We start from the raw sequence: 15,593 nt of genomic DNA, 5'->3' as shown, positions 1-15,593 counted from the left end.
ATTATGAAACCCGTATATATTGTAGAAGCGGTCAGAACCCCCATTGGTAAGGCACCAAGAGGCATGTTCAACAAAACCCGTCCCGATGACCTGCTGGCCCGTTGTTTGTCAGAAATCATCGCCCGCAACCCGTCGTTTGATCCACATACCATCGGTGATGTGGTGATTGGCTGTGCCATGCCCGAAGCAGAACAAGGCATGAATGTGGCACGCATCGCCGCCCTGCTCGCCGGTTTGCCCGAAAGTGTGCCAGCCATGACCATCAACCGCTTTTGTTCATCGGGCATCCAGGCCGTGGCCATCGCCGCCCAGCAAATTGCCACCGGCCAAATGGACGCCGCCATTGCCGGCGGCACCGAAAGCATGAGCATGGTGCCAATGATGGGCCACAAAGTGGCCATGAACCCCAAGGTGTTCAGTGACAACCAGGATGTGGCCATCGCCTACGGCATGGGCATCACCGCCGAAAAAGTGGCCGAACAGTGGCAAGTATCCCGTGAAGACCAGGACCGTTTTGCGGTGGAGTCGCACAACCGCGCCATCAACGCCATTCAGCAGGGTTTTTTCAAAGATGAAATCATTCCTTATGAAATCACCCGCAAACAACCGGATCTGGCCACCGCTGAAAGCATCGTCTCAAGCCGCATGGTGGACACCGATGAGGGTCCAAGACCCGGCTCGTCGGAAGCCGTGCTGAACCAACTGCGCCCGGTGTTCCGCATGGGTGGCTCGGTGACCGCCGGCAATTCATCACAAATGTCCGATGGCGCCGGGGCGTTGTTGCTGGTCAATGAAGACGTGCTCAAACGCGACAACCTGACCCCCATCGCCCAGTTCCATGGCTTTTCAGTGGCCGGTGTGCCGCCTGAAATCATGGGCATCGGGCCGATCAAAGCCATCCCCAAAGTGCTGGCATTGACCGGCATCAAACAGGATGACCTGGACTGGATTGAGCTGAATGAAGCCTTTGCCGCGCAGTCGCTGGCAGTGATCGGCGAATTGGGCCTGAACCCAGCAATAGTCAACCCCAATGGCGGCGCCATTGCTTTGGGTCACCCCTTGGGTGCCACCGGCGCCTGCCGCGCCGCCACCGCCATCCACGGTTTGCGCCGCACTGGCGGCAAATACGGCATGGTGACCATGTGTATAGGTACGGGCATGGGCGCCGCTGGCATCATTGAAGCACTGTAATTGAATATCTTGGAAATGGCCATCCTGGCCATTTTCAAGGACGGTAAAAAACACTTGAACGCAAAAGTGTCATTTTGCTGGTGTTTTTTACCTCACTTGAGCCATTAGGCTCAAGGTGACACTTCCCTGTGTCACAGCTTCTTTACCATGAAGGCCGCTTGATGCGGCCTTTTTTTGTGGCTTGGTGAGTCACAAGCTTTGATTTTTCATTTTTCTTTTGCACTTTTATTCACAATCCGATAAAACAATTGGTGAGAACCAACGTCGGAGGGAAATCATGACAGCAGCCAGCAACGATCAGCAAATCAACAACCACATCACCAATGTGGCCCCTGACTTACCGGACATCCGTGATTGGTTGTACCAACCGGCCTTGGTCAACTTGGACAGTCGGCGGGATCCACCGCGGAATCTGCACATCCTCGACCAAAAAAGCGAAGGGGCTTGCACCGGCTTTGCCTTGGCCGCGGTGATCAACTACTTGAACCAACAACGCGGCGATGACGAGAAACGGGTGTCCTCACGGATGTTGTATGAAATGGCCAAAAGGCATGATGAATGGGAAGGTGAAAACTACTCAGGCTCTTCTTGTCGCGGCGCCATCAAAGGCTGGTACAACATGGGCGTGGCCGAAGATGCCCTGTGGCCTTACCAAGCGAACCGACCGGGTCAATTCAGCCTGGATGCCGCCAAAGACGCGCGCAAGAACACGGTGGGTGCCTATTACCGCTTGAACCACCGAGTGTCGGATTTTCACGCCGCCATCAACGAGGCCGGGGTGATCTATTGTTCGGCCCGCGTGCACCAGGGCTGGGCCACCGAAGCCGTTGAAGACGGCTTGATCAGCCAACACGATGAACACGCCGGCAGCCATGCTTTCGCCATTGTGGGCTACAACAAAAAAGGCTTTTGGGTGCAAAATTCCTGGGGCAAACAATGGGGCAAGGATGGTTTGGCCATCTGGACCTATGAAGACTGGCAGCAGAACATCCAGGACGCCTGGGTTTTGCGACTGGCTTTGGAAACCCCACAGATTTGGCATTTGGATCCCAAGAACCAGGCTTCTTTTGCCGCCAAAGCCATGGGCAGCCGCAAACCCAACCGGGCTGAAATAGCCGGACATTTTGTGCACATTGATGACGGCCGCTTTGATGATGCCGGCAAATATTGGTCAACCTTGGATGACGTCAAAATCACCACCGACCTATTGTCCACCTCAACCGATTACCAACACGTCGTGTTCTACGCCCATGGCGGCTTGAACAGCCCCGATGCCTCGGCCAAACGCATCAATGGCATGAAAGAGGTGTTCAAAGAAAATGGCATCTACCCCTACCATTTCATGTATGACACCGGGCTGAAAGAAGAATTGAAAGACCTGATTTTTCGCAAAAAAGACCCGGTCGAAGACCGTGCCGGCGGCATCACCGATGCCACCGACTGGCTGATTGAAAAACTCACCCGGGTCCCTGGCCGGGCGTTTTGGCGGGAGATGAAAGCCGGTGCCCGCCTGCCCTTCAATAAACCCGGGGCCGGCACCCAGGTGTTACAGCTGTTCCTGCAGGCGATCCAACAGAACAACCAACAACGGACCGAAGGGAAAACCATCAAGCTGCACCTCATCGGTCACAGCACCGGTGCCATCTTGCTCGGCTGGTTGCTCAACCGCATGAGTCAACTGCCCAGCCAAAACCGCATGCGCATCAGCACCGCGGCCTTGTTGGCGCCTGCGGCCAGCTTGGATTTCTTTGACGACCATTACCTACCGGCCTTGAACAGCCAGGCCAAAACCCACGGTGTTGACCAATTAAGCCTATACAACCTGAGTAAACAGCTGGAAAAAGACGACAGCGTCGGCCCATACCGCAAGTCGCTGCTGTTTTTGGTTTCCAGGGCTTTTGAAGAGAAAAAGAAAACGCCGATACTGGGTATGGAAAAACATGCGGCAAATTTGCCCCCACATCAACGCTTGGAACGGATCATATCGCAAGGCAAAAATGGCGGCGAAGACCGCAGTTGGAGTGAGACCCATGGCGGCTTTGACAACGACGTTAAAACCATGAATCACTTGTTGACACAAATATTGGGCCAAGCACCAAAACGTTTGTTCACCAAAGTTGACCTGACATATTAGGGTCTGCAGTCAAAAAAAGAGGAGAACGAAAAGCAAGGGGCCTTTCGTAAGGCCCCAGTTCTCCCCAACACAAGAAGTAGTTGGGCCTGTTAACACCCACTGAAAGGCGACTGCTGGATCGTATTTTTCAGCCATCAAGGCATCAGTCGTGACCTGTGGTCACTCCACATGAACGAGTGAATAACGCCGATGGGTGGAAAATCCGATCCAGCCCCATGGGTTCAGCCTACAAAGGCCACACCCTGCGTTGCTCATCGCTCGATTGGAATAACCAAACCACGCTTTTCGCGCCTTGATTGTGACCTTTGTAACCTGAACAGTGGTCATTCAATGGGTGTTAAAAGGCCCTTCAGCTGTTGGTGAATTCAGGGTAGGCTTCCATGCCACACTCGGACACGTCGATGCCCTCATATTCTTCTTCAGCAGAGACCCGGATGCCAATGGTTTGCTTGAGCAACCACCACACCAGAGAACTGCTGACAAACACCCAGGTGAATATGGTCAGGGCGCCGATGATTTGACCGCTGAGTTTGACCTCGCCATTGGTCAATGGCACCAGCAACAAGCCCAAAAAACCCACCACGCCGTGCACCGAAATGGCACCGACCGGATCATCCAGTTTCAGCTTGTCGAACAGGATCACTGAAAACACCACCAACACGCCACCGGCGGCACCGAACACGGTGGCCAAGGCTGGCGTCGGCGTCGAGGGTTCGGCGGTGATGGCGACCAGCCCCGCCAAGGCGCCATTGAGGGTCATGGTCAAATCGGCTTTGCCAAACAACAGCTTGGCGGTGACCAAAGCCGCGATCAAGCCACCGGCAGCGGCCGCATTGGTGTTCATGAACACCACCGCCACGGCATTGGCATTTTCCACCGAAGCGGTGGCCAACACCGAGCCGCCATTGAAGCCGAACCAGCCCATCCACAAAATGAAGGTGCCCAAAGTGGCCAAGGGCAAATTGGCTCCGGGGATTGCTTTGACCCGACCTTGGGCGTCATATTTTCCTGCCCTCGGGCCCAACCACATGACCCCGCTGAGGGCCGCTGCCGCACCGGCCAGGTGAACGATGCCCGAGCCGGCAAAGTCAGAGAAACCCAGGACCTTCAATGAATACCAGCCAAACACCTCGCCTTCACCCCAGGTCCAATGACCTTCCAGGGGGTAGATGAAGCCGGTCATCACCACCGCGAACAACAGAAAAGCCACCAATTTCATGCGCTCAGCCACGGCACCAGAAACGATTGACATGGCGGTGGCCACAAACACCACTTGAAAGAAAAAGTCCGCTGATGGGGCATAGGTTTTATCGGCTGCCACCCCGTCTTCAGTGATGCCGTCCAACAGGGCCACACCCAATTCTGGGTACATCATGGCGTAGCCAATGAGCATGTACAAGGTACAAGATATGGCATACAAAGCGACGTTTTTGGTGAGGATTTCAGTGGTGTTTTTGCTGCGCACCAAGCCGGCCTCCAACATGGAAAAGCCAGCAGCCATCCACATCACCAATGCCCCGCAAACCAGGAAATAAAAGGTGTCTAATGCATATTGAAGTTCAAACAGTTGATTGTCCATGGGCCTCTCTTTTTTTCACCATTGTAAAAAGCGAAGCCCAGGGGTGTACATCCGTTGAATTGCGTATGTCGAACCAGCCATCTTCTCTTGGTCTGGCCATGGCTGTGGCCTGTAAGCCTGACATATTGACTGAAGTCGCATAACACAAGATTGATTCTGTGCCCCACAATCCTTATCATGGACCCCTTTTATACGCAGGATCACTGATGACCGAATTGACTTTTGTGGCAGGCGGCTCAAAAGGCCTGGGTGTCGAGCTGGTGAACCAGTTCACTGAGCAAGGACACCAAGTGCTTGAGTTTTCCCGTTCAGGACAAGGGCAGCAACACATTGCTTGCGATTTTGCCGATCCCAACAGCTGCCAAGCCACCTTTGCCCACACTTTTGCCCAACACCGTGCTGATGATGGCATCCATTTGCTGATCAACACCGCCACCTTGGCCCCGTTTGGCCCCTTGTCACAAGCTGATCCAGCGGTCATCACCCAACACCTGGCCATCAACGTGACCAGCACTTTGCTGTTGATCCGCGCTTTTTTGGCGGCTTACCAGGACACCGACTGTGCCAAGACCATCGCCTACATCTCGTCCGGTGCTGCCCGCCGTGCCATCCCTGGTTTGGCAGTGTATTCAGCCAGCAAGGCGTTTTTTGAGCGGTACATCGACACCCTGGCCACCGAACAACAAGACCAAACCCACCCAGTTCGTTGCCTGGTCATCAACCCTGGGGTGATGAACACCGACATGCAAGCCGAGATCCGCGCCCAAGACAAAACTGATTTCCCCATGGTCGACATGTGGCAAGAATTCCACGCAACCGGCCAACTGGCAGCCCCCCAGGACATCGCCGCCGTGTGTCTGCGCCTGCTGCAAGGCGAAGGTGAGAATGGTGGGTATTACACGGCGCAGGAATGGCTTTGATAATCTTTGAAGTAAACAATGACAACGCCATTTATTTCCTCTATTAATACCCAGTAGATGTGTGGGTGTTGCAAAAGGATCAATATCAGCAATTCATTACAGCAACTTACGACTCACCGGCGAAGAGCCTGCCCCCAGTGAATACTGGGGCCGGTGAGTCGGTTATTTTGGCACTTGATTTGAGACTGGATCGGAGTCCGGGATGACGCTTTAATAAGGGTATTGGGCATACCTCAGCCCATCAAAACCGCGTTCAGGTCGTATAAGCCAATGGGTTGCTGAGCCAACCACAAGGCGGCATCCAGGGCCCCTTGGGCGAAGATGGCGGGATCGTGGGCTTCGTGTTTGAAGGTGAAGGTTTCGGCTTCCAGTTGCACACTGACTTCATGGGTGCCGGGCACCTCGCCTTCTCGCACCGAGTGGATGGCCACCGTTCCCAGCTGGAAATCGGCATCCCCGGTTTTGGTCATGTTGCTCTGTGGATCGATGGCTTGGGCCAACGATATGGCGGTACCAGAAGGCATGTCTTTTTTGTGTACATGGTGGGTTTCGGTGATGCTGAATTGACCCCTGGGGTTGATTTGTTTGACCACCTGCAACAGGTTTTTCAACACCTGAATGTTCAATGAAAAATTCGAAGTCCACATCACCGGAATGTATTTGGCGGCTTGGCCAATGCGATCAAAACTGTCTTGATTCAAGCCAGTGGTGCCACTGACCAAGGCCGTTTGGCCCAACACGCAGTAGTCCACCAGTTCTTCAAAGCCGGCAGGCTGGGCAAAATCGATCACCACATCAGCCTCAATGCCAGCCAAAGACTCCACCGCCTGAATGCCCACCGGCTCACGCTCCGCCAGCTCAGCCAAATCTCGGCCCAAATGGCGGCTGCCGGGTGACACCAAACCGGCCACCAACTCACAATCAGGATGATCCAGAACCAAGTGCAACAAACGCCGCCCAATGCGACCTGAAACGCCGGAAATGATGATCTTGGTTGGCAGACTCATGCTGGACTGATTCCTGTGGTGGTGAATGACTTGCATTGTAATCCAAGCCAGCATTGAATGCGATCCCCTCAGCCTGCTTCTGGTGAGCCATCCCGCCACACCAAGCATCACCAAGCATCATCAGGCAATCATCAGCCCGCCATCAGGACCGGGGCTGGATCAGTTGCATAACATGGATACAAACGGTCCACCGGTGTCGGCTTGACGCCAAGTGGACCCACCACCGGAGAAATGACATGAAAACCACCTTCATCGGCTCATTGCTGACCTTGATGACAACCGCCACACTGATGACAGCCTCGCAGGGTGCAGAACCCAGCGCCAACGAAGATCAAGACTTGCGCCACATATGGCAACAAATGCCCATTGCTTTGCAGGTCGAAACCACCATGCAGAAAGTGAAAAAGTTCACCGGACAAGCCCCGGCATTGTCTGATGTGGCTGAATTCATGTCCGCCTTGGATCAATCGCAGATGTTCCAGTCATTGATCTTGGTGAGAAACCAGTTGATTGATGGTGATTATCACTTTGAAATCAAAGCCACTGTGATCTCGAACAGTGACGATTGATCAGGCAATCATCCGGTCATTTTGTCCAAAAAAGATTTGACGTTGTCGAACCAACCCTTGCGTCGTGGGTTGTTTTTGTCACCCGCGGCTTTGATGGTTTGATTCAGTTTTTCCAGCAGCTCTTTTTGTTCGCTGGACAAGTTCACCGGGGTTTCGACATTGACCCGACAGAACAGATCACCGGTGCTGTGTGAACGCACCGATTTGACACCTTTGCCGCGCAAGCGGAACTGCTTGCCTGACTGGGTTTCGGCCGGTACTTTCAATATCACCTCACCGGACAAAGTGGGGATTTTGATCTCACCACCCAAACAGGCGGTGACAAAGTCAATCGGCATCTCGCAATACAGCGAATCGCCATCACGTTGAAAAATTTTGTGAGGCAACACATGAATGTCCACATACAAATCACCGGCGGGGCCACCCATTGGTCCGGCTTCGCCTTTGCCCGACAAGCGGATGCGATCGCCTTGATCGACGCCAGCCGGGATTTTGACATTGAGCTTGCGTTTCTCTTGTTTGCGGCCTTGACCACCGCATGAACCACAAGGGTTACTGATGACTTGGCCTTGGCCACGACAATCCGGACAGGTTTGTTGCACCGAGAACATGCCTTGTTGCATGCGCACTTGGCCCATGCCATTACAGGTTTGACAGGTTTTCTTCTCGCCGTCTTTGGAGCCGGTGCCATTACAAGGATCACAACTGACCATGGTGGGGATGTTGATTTCTTTGTTGACGCCGTTGATGGCCTCTTCCAACTCTACCGTCATTTCGATCTGGACATCGCGTCCGCGCTGGGGTCCGGCAGACCGGCCACCGCGGCGACCACCGCCAAAAATGTCACTGAAGATGTCGCCAAAGATGTCACCCACATCGCCTTGGAAACCACCACCAAAGCCACCGGGACCCCTGGCACCTTGGCCGCTGACGGCATCAAAACCGTATTGATCATAGGCCTGGCGTTTGCTTTCATCTTTCAAGATTTCATAAGCCATTTGCGCTTCTTTGAATTTGTCTTGCGCTGACGGGTCTTCCGCGTTGCGATCGGGATGGTATTTCATGGCCGTGCGTTTGAACGCTTTCTTGATTTCGGCCTGGGTGGCCGATTTTTGAATGCCCAATATTTCGTACAGATCTTTTTGTGCCATAACGGTTTTTTTAATTCACTTCAATGTCAAATACCGCCACAGAAGGGTTCCGCGGCGGTATTCGTTGGCGGTTAACCTGTGACCGGACCAGTGGTTGGGGTCCGATCATCACAAGTTCACTTCTTGTCGTCTTCGTTGACTTCTTCGAACTCAGCATCAACCACATCGTCGTTGCCGTCGGCTGCCTCGGCAGTGGGTTCGGCTTGTTGTTGTGCTTGTGCGGCTTGTTGTACTTTCATCATCACCGGCTGCATGGCCGCTTGTAAGGCCTCATTGGCGCTGTCGATGGCGGCTTTGTCGTCCTCTTTGGCGGCTTTTTCCACCGCTTCGATGGCTTTCTCGATGGCCGCTTTTTCGCCTTCGTCAATGATTTCTTTGTGCTCTTCCAGCATTTGCTTGGCCGAATGCGCCATGGCATCGGCGGCGTTTCTGGATTGTGACAACTCTTTGAACGCTTTGTCTTTATCGGCATTCAATTCGGCGTCTTTGATCATCGCTTCGATTTCATCATCCGACAAACCAGAACCGGCTTTGATCTCAATGCGTTGTTCTTTACCGGTGGCTTTGTCTTTGGCCGAGACGTGGATGATGCCGTTGGCGTCGATGTCGAAAGTTACTTCGATCTGTGGCATGCCTCGGGGGGCCGCCGCAATGCCTTCCAGATTGAATTGACCCAAAGACTTGTTGGCATGGGCCACTTCACGCTCACCTTGCAACACATGTACAGTCACGGCTGATTGGTTGTCTTCAGCGGTGGAGAACACCTGTGATGCTTTGGTCGGAATGGTGGTGTTTTTCTCGATCAACTTGGTCATCACACCGCCCATGGTTTCGATGCCCAGAGACAAAGGTGTCACGTCCAACAGCAACACGTCTTTCACATCACCGGACAACACGCCACCTTGGACCGCGGCACCCATGGCCACGGCTTCGTCTGGGTTGACGTCTTTGCGTGGCTTTTTACCAAAGGTTTGTTCCACAATGGCTTGCACGGCTGGCATGCGGGTTTGGCCACCGACCAAAATCACGTCCGAGATCTCACCCAAGGAGATGCCGGCATCTTTGATCGCGGTCTCACACGGCGCGACGGTGCGTTTCACCAAGTCCTCAACCAATGATTCCAACTTGGAACGGGTGATTTTCACGTTCATGTGCTTGGGACCGGAGGCATCGGCGGTGATGTATGGCAAGTTCACTTCGGTTTGATCCAACGTGGACAATTCAATTTTGGCTTTCTCAGCCGCTTCTTTCAAACGCTGCAGGGCCAATGGATCATTCTTCAGATCAACGCCCTGGTCTTTTTTGAATTCTTCGACCAGATAGTCCATCACACGGTTGTCGAAATCTTCTCCACCCAGGAAGGTGTCACCGTTGGTGGCCAACACTTCAAATTGTTGTTCACCGTCAATGTCGGCAATTTCTATGATGGAGATATCGAAGGTACCACCACCCAAGTCGTAAACCGCGATGGTGCGGTCGCCGCCTTTTTTGTCCATGCCATAAGCCAAAGCCGCAGCGGTGGGCTCATTGATGATGCGCTTCACTTCCAAGCCGGCGATTTTACCGGCGTCTTTGGTGGCTTGTCGTTGCGAATCGTTGAAATAAGCCGGTACGGTGATGACTGCTTGGGTCACATCATGACCCAGGTAATCTTCAGCGGTGGCTTTCATTTTTTCCAGGATGCGGGCTGAAATCTCTTGTGGCGCCATTTTTTTGCCGCGCACTTCAACCCAGGCATCACCGTTGTCGGCGCCAATGATTTTGTATGGCACGATGTCCTGGTCTTTCTTCACCACGTCTTCATTGAATTTGCGTCCAATCAAGCGTTTGATGGCAAACAAGGTGTTTTCCGGATTGGTCACGGCCTGTCTTTTGGCGGCTTGTCCGACGATGGTTTTACCCTCATCGGTGAAGGCCACAATAGACGGTGTGGTGCGATCCCCTTCGGAATTTTCAATCACCTTGATGTCTTTGCCTTCCATGATGGCGACGCAGGAATTGGTGGTTCCTAAATCTATACCTATTACTTTTGACATTTTTTAACCTCTAAAAATATTTTGTTCTGAACTGACCACTATTTTGGGCCGGTTTTTTAATTTTCAACTCACTGAGCCACAACCACCATGGCCGCTCGAACCACCCGACCATGCAACAAATAGCCCTTTTGGAACACATTGACGATGGTGTTTTTTTCGTGTTCTTCAGACGGCACCATGCTCATCGCTTCATGCACCTCTGGATCAAATTTTTCGCCCACTGGATTGACAATTTCAATGCCGTGGTCTTGCAACACTTTGGCGAAGATCTTGTGGGTGTTTTGGGTCCCTTCGATCATTGCTTCGGTGGTCACTTCACAAGCTTCGTCATCAATCACTTCCAACGCTTTGTCAAAGCTGTCCATCACCGGAATCATGGCTTTGATGATTTTGTCGTTGGCAAACTTGCGGGTGTTGTCCAAGTCTCGTTGTAACCGCTTTTGCAAGTTCATGCCTTCGGCCACCACCCGCAACACCTCTTCATCTTTCTCTGCCAGCTTGGCTTTGGTTTCATCCAATTCAGCTTGCAGGGCTTCAATTTTGGCTTGCATTTGTTCCAAAGCAGACAGCTCTTCGTCGTCCAACTCAGCAATCACCACTTCTTCGGTGTCACTGGCCTCATCCTGATTGGCATCAGCGGCTTCCAGTTGTTCCTCGTTGGCTGGCTCTTCAACTTGATTCACGTTTTCCTCGGTCATAATCTACAGTGCATTTTAATAATGGCAGCTATATGGTGTTAACGGATGACAATTCAAGGCAGTCTGGTTAAAATTAAGGATCATTTTTGGATCAGTTTCACCACCACATGCTGCACACTTTATTCATTGAGAATTTTGTTTTGATTGACCGCCTGGAAGTGGACTTTCACCCCCGCATGACGGTTTTCACCGGTGAAACCGGGGCCGGCAAGTCCATCATCATTGGCGCCTTGTCTTTGGCGTTGGGACAGCGGGCCGACAGCCAAAGCATTGGGCCCTTTGGCGAACAAACGGAAATCATTGCTGAGTTCAATATTGAACACAACCAAGCCGCCCGCCGTTGGTTACAAGACCAAGACCTGGCCGATGGCGATGTCTTGATCATCCGCCGCACCATCAACCAACAAGGCCGCAGCAAACAATGGGTCAATGGCCGCCCCACCCCATCAGGCCTGGTCAAGGAATTGAGCCAGCATCTGGTACAGATCCATGGTCAGCACGACCAAATCAAACTGCTCAACAGCCACAACCAACGGCAGATCCTGGATCAATCGGGCGACCATGCCTTATTATTGAAACAGGTGCAGGAAGCGGTCAAACAAATCCAGCACATCGAACAAGAGATGGCCCAACTCACCGCTGCCGGTTCCCTGTCTGCTGAACAACTGCAACTGTTGCAATATCAATACGATGAATTGGAACAACTGGCATTGAGCGAAGGGGAATATGAAGCGCAGCACCAAGCCTTGACCACCGCCGCCCATGCCCAGGATTTACAACAGGTGATGGATGCCTCAATCCACACCCTCAGCCAGGCTGAGCAAAGCGTATCGGCCCAACTGGGACAGGTCTTACAGCGGTTGCAACACGCCAAAGGCCAGGATTTCAGTGCCATCGGGCAAATGTTGGATGAAGCATTGATCAACGTCCAAGAAGCCGAACAACAACTTCTGGTCCAGTTGGAACAGATTGACAACGACCCGGCCCATTTACAAGACATCGAACAACGCCTGGAACAAATCACGCACATCGCCCGCAAACAAGGGGTGATGCCGGAACTGTTGCACGATCACCACCAAACTTTGGGACAAACCCTGCAACAACATCATGACTTGGCCCACAACCAAGACCAGTTGCAACAGCAATTGGAACAAGCGCTGACTGATTACCGCCAAATGGCGTTGAAGTTGTCGACACAAAGAACCCATGCTGGCCAACAGTTGAGCCAGCAGATCACCGCCATGGTGCACGATTTGGGCTTGCCCGAAGCCCGTTTCAGTGTGGCGGTTGAACACCGTCCCGATGAGCCGGCCAAAACCCATGGCAATGACCACATTGAATTCATGATCGCCGCCAACAAAGGGCAAAAAGCCCAACCGCTGAGCAAAACCGCTTCGGGTGGTGAGTTGTCGCGGATTTCGTTGGCCATTGAAGTCAGTACCCAACAACAAAACCAGTACCAGGTGTTTGTGTTTGATGAAGTGGACACCGGCATCGGTGGCGCCACCGCCGAAAAAGTGGGGCAAATCATGCAACAACTCAGCCAACACAATCAGGTGTTTGCCGTGACCCACTTGCCACAAGTGGCCGGCTGTGCTCATGACCATTTGTTGGTCAGCAAATCCAGCCATGGCCAGCACACCACATCGGCTGTGGCTCACCTCGATCAGCCACAGCGCATCGAGGAACTGGCGCGCATGTCTGGCGGTCAAAAAATCACCGAAGCCACCTTGGCTCAAGCCAAAGAATTTTTACAAACCGGGTCATGAATACCATGACCATGCCCGCCCACATCAGGAGCCCACTGTCATGAAAACCACCCCAATCACTGTGGCTTGGAGGCTGGCCTGCTGGCTGATCACGGCCACCACAGCGGCTGCCAGCCAAGCCGAACGCATGACCGCCGACCAAATGGCCATGGCTGAACTCGAATACGCGCAATGGTTCAATCAACTCAATGAACACCTGTTGCAATCCGACGACAGCCATGAAATGGCCTTGGGTTTGGCCGCCATGCTCAACAGCAGCTTACAAGCCGTCAATCGCCATACAGACCAGGCCGCCAATCAGGATGCGTCCGATGCGGCCCGGCAACAAGCCCAACAGAACCTGGCGTTACAAATCAATTTGCTGAACCAAATGATCCAACGCAATGACTTGTCTAAGGCCACCATGGAGTTGCTGCGCAACTGGTGTTTCAAAGACGCCATCGCAAAAGCCTGTAACCACGGTGCTTTATTGGACCAACAGCTGACCGAGGACACCAAGAACCTGCAGGTCTATTGGCAGCCATTGACCTTGTCATTGAATCAACAAAACGAGGCCTTGACCGAACGCATCATGCAATTGATGGCGGCCAGCCAATTCAATCACGCCACTTTATTCATCAGCGAATCGTTCAATGACAAGTTGGATCAATATTTGGCCGCCAACCCCATCCCCGACAGTGCCATCGATGCCTTCATGGATGACCAGGCCTTGTTGTCAGACCTCCAAGCCAGCAGTGCTGCAGATTTGCGCACCCAGGTGGCGGCTTATTTTCCCGCCTCCATCAAATTGTCCTATGTGCATTTGTTTGACACCCCCAATCCGGAACCCCTGTATCAATTGTGCAAAACCCAGCCCAAGCACTTCAAAGCGTGTTTGAACATCACCCAAATCCTGATCAATCAAAGCAACACCATTCGCCACAAAGGATTGGGCTATGCCATGCTGATGGCCATGCATGAAGCCCAAGGCAACCAAGAACTGCTGCAAACGGTGCAGCAAACCCACAACCGCTTCAAAGAGCAAGTGGCCTGTCTGAACGCAGCCAGCCGCTCTGAATCATTGATCGGTGACTTTTTGGACCCCAAGTTCCAAGAAATCAATTTGTTGCCGATCGATGAAATCAAAAAACTGGAATTGCTGGCCAAGTACATGCACGAAAAACACAAGCTGACGGACCGCGACCACCGCGATCCACAGACTTGTTACTTGGAAAAACCATGAGCAAAAATCAGGTCGCCGATCGGTGCGGTGTTATTGGGATCGTCTGTGCGGCTGACCCATTGACCATTGCCGGCGGTGCCGGCCACCAAAGTCCCCACCGGTGAAGACGTCGCGGAACTGTCAGACACCGTCACACCCTGCCCCTCCTCAAAGCGATAATACCCAACCAAGCCTGGGGTGGCATTGGACACCACCCGCATGCGATCGGCCGCCACTTCAGCCACTGTTCTGGCCACATTCCACACCCGCAGCTCATCCAAGAAGCCGTTGTATGACGGATAAGCCGACCCGGCATCGTGTTTTTCTGCCGCCAACACCAGGTACCAACCATACGGTGTGAGTTGACCGGTGTTGCAGTCTCCAGTGACCGGAATGCCGGCATCAGGGTATGACAAGTCGACTTGGGACACACCTGCGGAACTGGCAAAATCCAACACCCCGTCCACCACAATGGACAATTGACCGGCTTGTGCATTGCGGATGGCCGCGATGTGGTGCCACTGACCATCGAGCACATCGGCGTTGCCTTCAATGGTCCAGGCTGACGAACCACCGGCATCGCCCTCACCGACACCAAAACGGACCTTGCCGCCCATTAGGCTCAAACCAAAGTTGCGTTCGGTACCACACCACACATCGCGGTCAATGACGATGTTGCCTTCGATCCAGTTGTAGTCATTGAATTCAATGCCACCGCCAGCGTGTTGCGTGGCGTTGTCGGCCAATTGGCCTTTCAGCCAAAACTCAAAGGTGAAATCGCCACCCACATCCAACGGCGTTGAATTGGCCCCGGCTTGGTTGTCATCCACTGGAATCAGGATGCGGTCCTGCTGACCGGGCGGCCCCACACCCGTTCCATAAAAACGGATCGCGTGGTCCGATTGGGCCTGGACTGTTTGATGCACCATTTGACCATACATACCCAACCAAACTAGGAACCACCAAATACCTGATTTCATTTCAATACCATCACATACCATACTGAGAATACCCATCCTGCCACAAATACCCTCTTTGACTCAATTCATCACCGATTACTTGTGACCGGTGTCACACCCAAGCAGCCAGCGGCACCACCAATGCGGTGCCACTGGCCTGATGGTGACGGTGGAGGTCAGAGAATTCACCAAAATAGCCAATAATAACAACCAGTCGATTTTTCTCAACCGAAAAATCACATCGAATCACCCCAATTCAGAGCCCTGAACAACATCATGGCAGAAAATTTCAAACTGTTTGAGTTCCAATCCGAAATGTACGCCATGATCTCCCAAGAAACAAACAACCTCATCAATCAACGCAAAGTCGACTTGGCAT

General features: G+C 52.9%; 12 protein-coding genes. 6 read left to right on the top strand and 6 right to left on the bottom strand.

The window, feature by feature from the left end:
* Positions 1–3: 3 nt before the first annotated feature.
* Positions 4–1,191 (top strand): acetyl-CoA C-acyltransferase, encoded by a 1,188-nt coding sequence (locus K7G70_RS06985; protein ID WP_223787894.1) that lies wholly within the window; start codon positions 4–6, stop codon positions 1,189–1,191.
* A gap of 277 nt (positions 1,192–1,468) precedes the next feature.
* Positions 1,469–3,325, top strand: a complete 1,857-nt coding sequence (locus K7G70_RS06980) for a C1 family peptidase (protein WP_223787893.1) — start codon at positions 1,469–1,471, stop codon at positions 3,323–3,325.
* Positions 3,326–3,674: 349 nt separating this feature from the next.
* Here K7G70_RS06980 and K7G70_RS06975 read toward each other — a convergent pair whose 3' ends face one another.
* Positions 3,675–4,904 carry an ammonium transporter gene (locus K7G70_RS06975; RefSeq protein WP_223787892.1) on the bottom strand — a complete coding sequence of 410 codons (1,230 nt, stop codon included), beginning with the start codon at positions 4,902–4,904 and terminating at the stop codon, positions 3,675–3,677.
* Positions 4,905–5,110: 206 nt separating this feature from the next.
* Between K7G70_RS06975 and K7G70_RS06970 the strand changes: the two genes are divergently transcribed.
* On the top strand, positions 5,111–5,824 hold the full coding sequence (locus tag K7G70_RS06970) for an SDR family NAD(P)-dependent oxidoreductase (protein ID WP_223787891.1): 714 nt from the start codon (positions 5,111–5,113) through the stop codon (positions 5,822–5,824).
* Positions 5,825–6,057: 233 nt separating this feature from the next.
* Here K7G70_RS06970 and dapB read toward each other — a convergent pair whose 3' ends face one another.
* Positions 6,058–6,831 (bottom strand): 4-hydroxy-tetrahydrodipicolinate reductase, encoded by a 774-nt coding sequence (gene dapB, locus K7G70_RS06965; protein WP_223787890.1) that lies wholly within the window; start codon positions 6,829–6,831, stop codon positions 6,058–6,060.
* Between the two features lie 236 nt (positions 6,832–7,067).
* On the opposite strand from dapB, the gene K7G70_RS06960 reads away from it, so the two are divergent.
* Entirely contained in the window at positions 7,068–7,400 is a 333-nt protein-coding gene (locus K7G70_RS06960; RefSeq protein ID WP_223787889.1) for a hypothetical protein, read from the top strand.
* Positions 7,401–7,408: 8 nt separating this feature from the next.
* Here K7G70_RS06960 and dnaJ read toward each other — a convergent pair whose 3' ends face one another.
* The 3 genes from dnaJ to grpE all read right to left on the bottom strand — a co-directional run bounded on the left by dnaJ (position 7,409) and on the right by grpE (position 11,270).
* Positions 7,409–8,551, bottom strand: coding sequence for a molecular chaperone DnaJ (gene dnaJ / locus K7G70_RS06955; RefSeq protein ID WP_223787888.1), 1,143 nt, complete (start codon positions 8,549–8,551; stop codon positions 7,409–7,411).
* A gap of 116 nt (positions 8,552–8,667) precedes the next feature.
* Entirely contained in the window at positions 8,668–10,587 is a 1,920-nt protein-coding gene (gene dnaK, locus K7G70_RS06950; protein WP_223787887.1) for a molecular chaperone DnaK, read from the bottom strand.
* A 68-nt stretch (positions 10,588–10,655) separates the two neighbouring features.
* Positions 10,656–11,270 carry a nucleotide exchange factor GrpE gene (grpE, locus tag K7G70_RS06945; RefSeq protein ID WP_223787886.1) on the bottom strand — a complete coding sequence of 205 codons (615 nt, stop codon included), beginning with the start codon at positions 11,268–11,270 and terminating at the stop codon, positions 10,656–10,658.
* A gap of 122 nt (positions 11,271–11,392) precedes the next feature.
* On the opposite strand from grpE, the gene recN reads away from it, so the two are divergent.
* Both recN and K7G70_RS06935 read left to right on the top strand, forming a co-directional pair.
* Positions 11,393–13,054: a DNA repair protein RecN gene (recN, locus tag K7G70_RS06940; RefSeq protein WP_223787885.1), complete on the top strand. Its 1,662-nt coding sequence runs from the start codon at positions 11,393–11,395 to the stop codon at positions 13,052–13,054.
* A 40-nt stretch (positions 13,055–13,094) separates the two neighbouring features.
* Entirely contained in the window at positions 13,095–14,276 is a 1,182-nt protein-coding gene (locus tag K7G70_RS06935) for a hypothetical protein (protein WP_223787884.1), read from the top strand.
* Here K7G70_RS06935 and K7G70_RS06930 read toward each other — a convergent pair.
* Entirely contained in the window at positions 14,258–15,235 is a 978-nt protein-coding gene (locus K7G70_RS06930) for a LamG-like jellyroll fold domain-containing protein (protein WP_223787883.1), read from the bottom strand. The two genes, K7G70_RS06935 and K7G70_RS06930, sit on opposite strands and share 19 nt — an antisense overlap.
* Positions 15,236–15,593 lie beyond the last annotated feature (358 nt).

It is taken from the genome of Marinicella meishanensis (assembly GCF_019931145.1).
In the GTDB taxonomy this organism is placed as follows: Bacteria; Pseudomonadota; Gammaproteobacteria; order Xanthomonadales; family Marinicellaceae; genus Marinicella; species Marinicella meishanensis.
Note: the sequence above shows the minus strand (reverse complement) of the source record. Positions and strands in the feature narration are given on the sequence as shown.

Excerpts from the sequence above, each read along its gene's own strand:
- recN (WP_223787885.1), top strand. The coding sequence starts at position 11,393 with ATGCTGCACACTTTATTCATTGAGAATTTTGTTTTGATTGACCGCCTG.
- K7G70_RS06970 (WP_223787891.1), top strand. The coding sequence starts at position 5,111 with ATGACCGAATTGACTTTTGTGGCAGGCGGCTCAAAAGGCCTGGGTGTC.
- K7G70_RS06980 (WP_223787893.1), top strand. The coding sequence starts at position 1,469 with ATGACAGCAGCCAGCAACGATCAGCAAATCAACAACCACATCACCAAT.
- K7G70_RS06960 (WP_223787889.1), top strand. The coding sequence starts at position 7,068 with ATGAAAACCACCTTCATCGGCTCATTGCTGACCTTGATGACAACCGCC.
- K7G70_RS06985 (WP_223787894.1), top strand. The coding sequence starts at position 4 with ATGAAACCCGTATATATTGTAGAAGCGGTCAGAACCCCCATTGGTAAG.
- dapB (WP_223787890.1), bottom strand. The coding sequence starts at position 6,831 with ATGAGTCTGCCAACCAAGATCATCATTTCCGGCGTTTCAGGTCGCATT.
- K7G70_RS06975 (WP_223787892.1), bottom strand. The coding sequence starts at position 4,904 with ATGGACAATCAACTGTTTGAACTTCAATATGCATTAGACACCTTTTAT.
- dnaJ (WP_223787888.1), bottom strand. The coding sequence starts at position 8,551 with ATGGCACAAAAAGATCTGTACGAAATATTGGGCATTCAAAAATCGGCC.
- dnaK (WP_223787887.1), bottom strand. The coding sequence starts at position 10,587 with ATGTCAAAAGTAATAGGTATAGATTTAGGAACCACCAATTCCTGCGTC.
- K7G70_RS06930 (WP_223787883.1), bottom strand. The coding sequence starts at position 15,235 with ATGAAATCAGGTATTTGGTGGTTCCTAGTTTGGTTGGGTATGTATGGT.
- K7G70_RS06935 (WP_223787884.1), top strand. The coding sequence starts at position 13,095 with ATGAAAACCACCCCAATCACTGTGGCTTGGAGGCTGGCCTGCTGGCTG.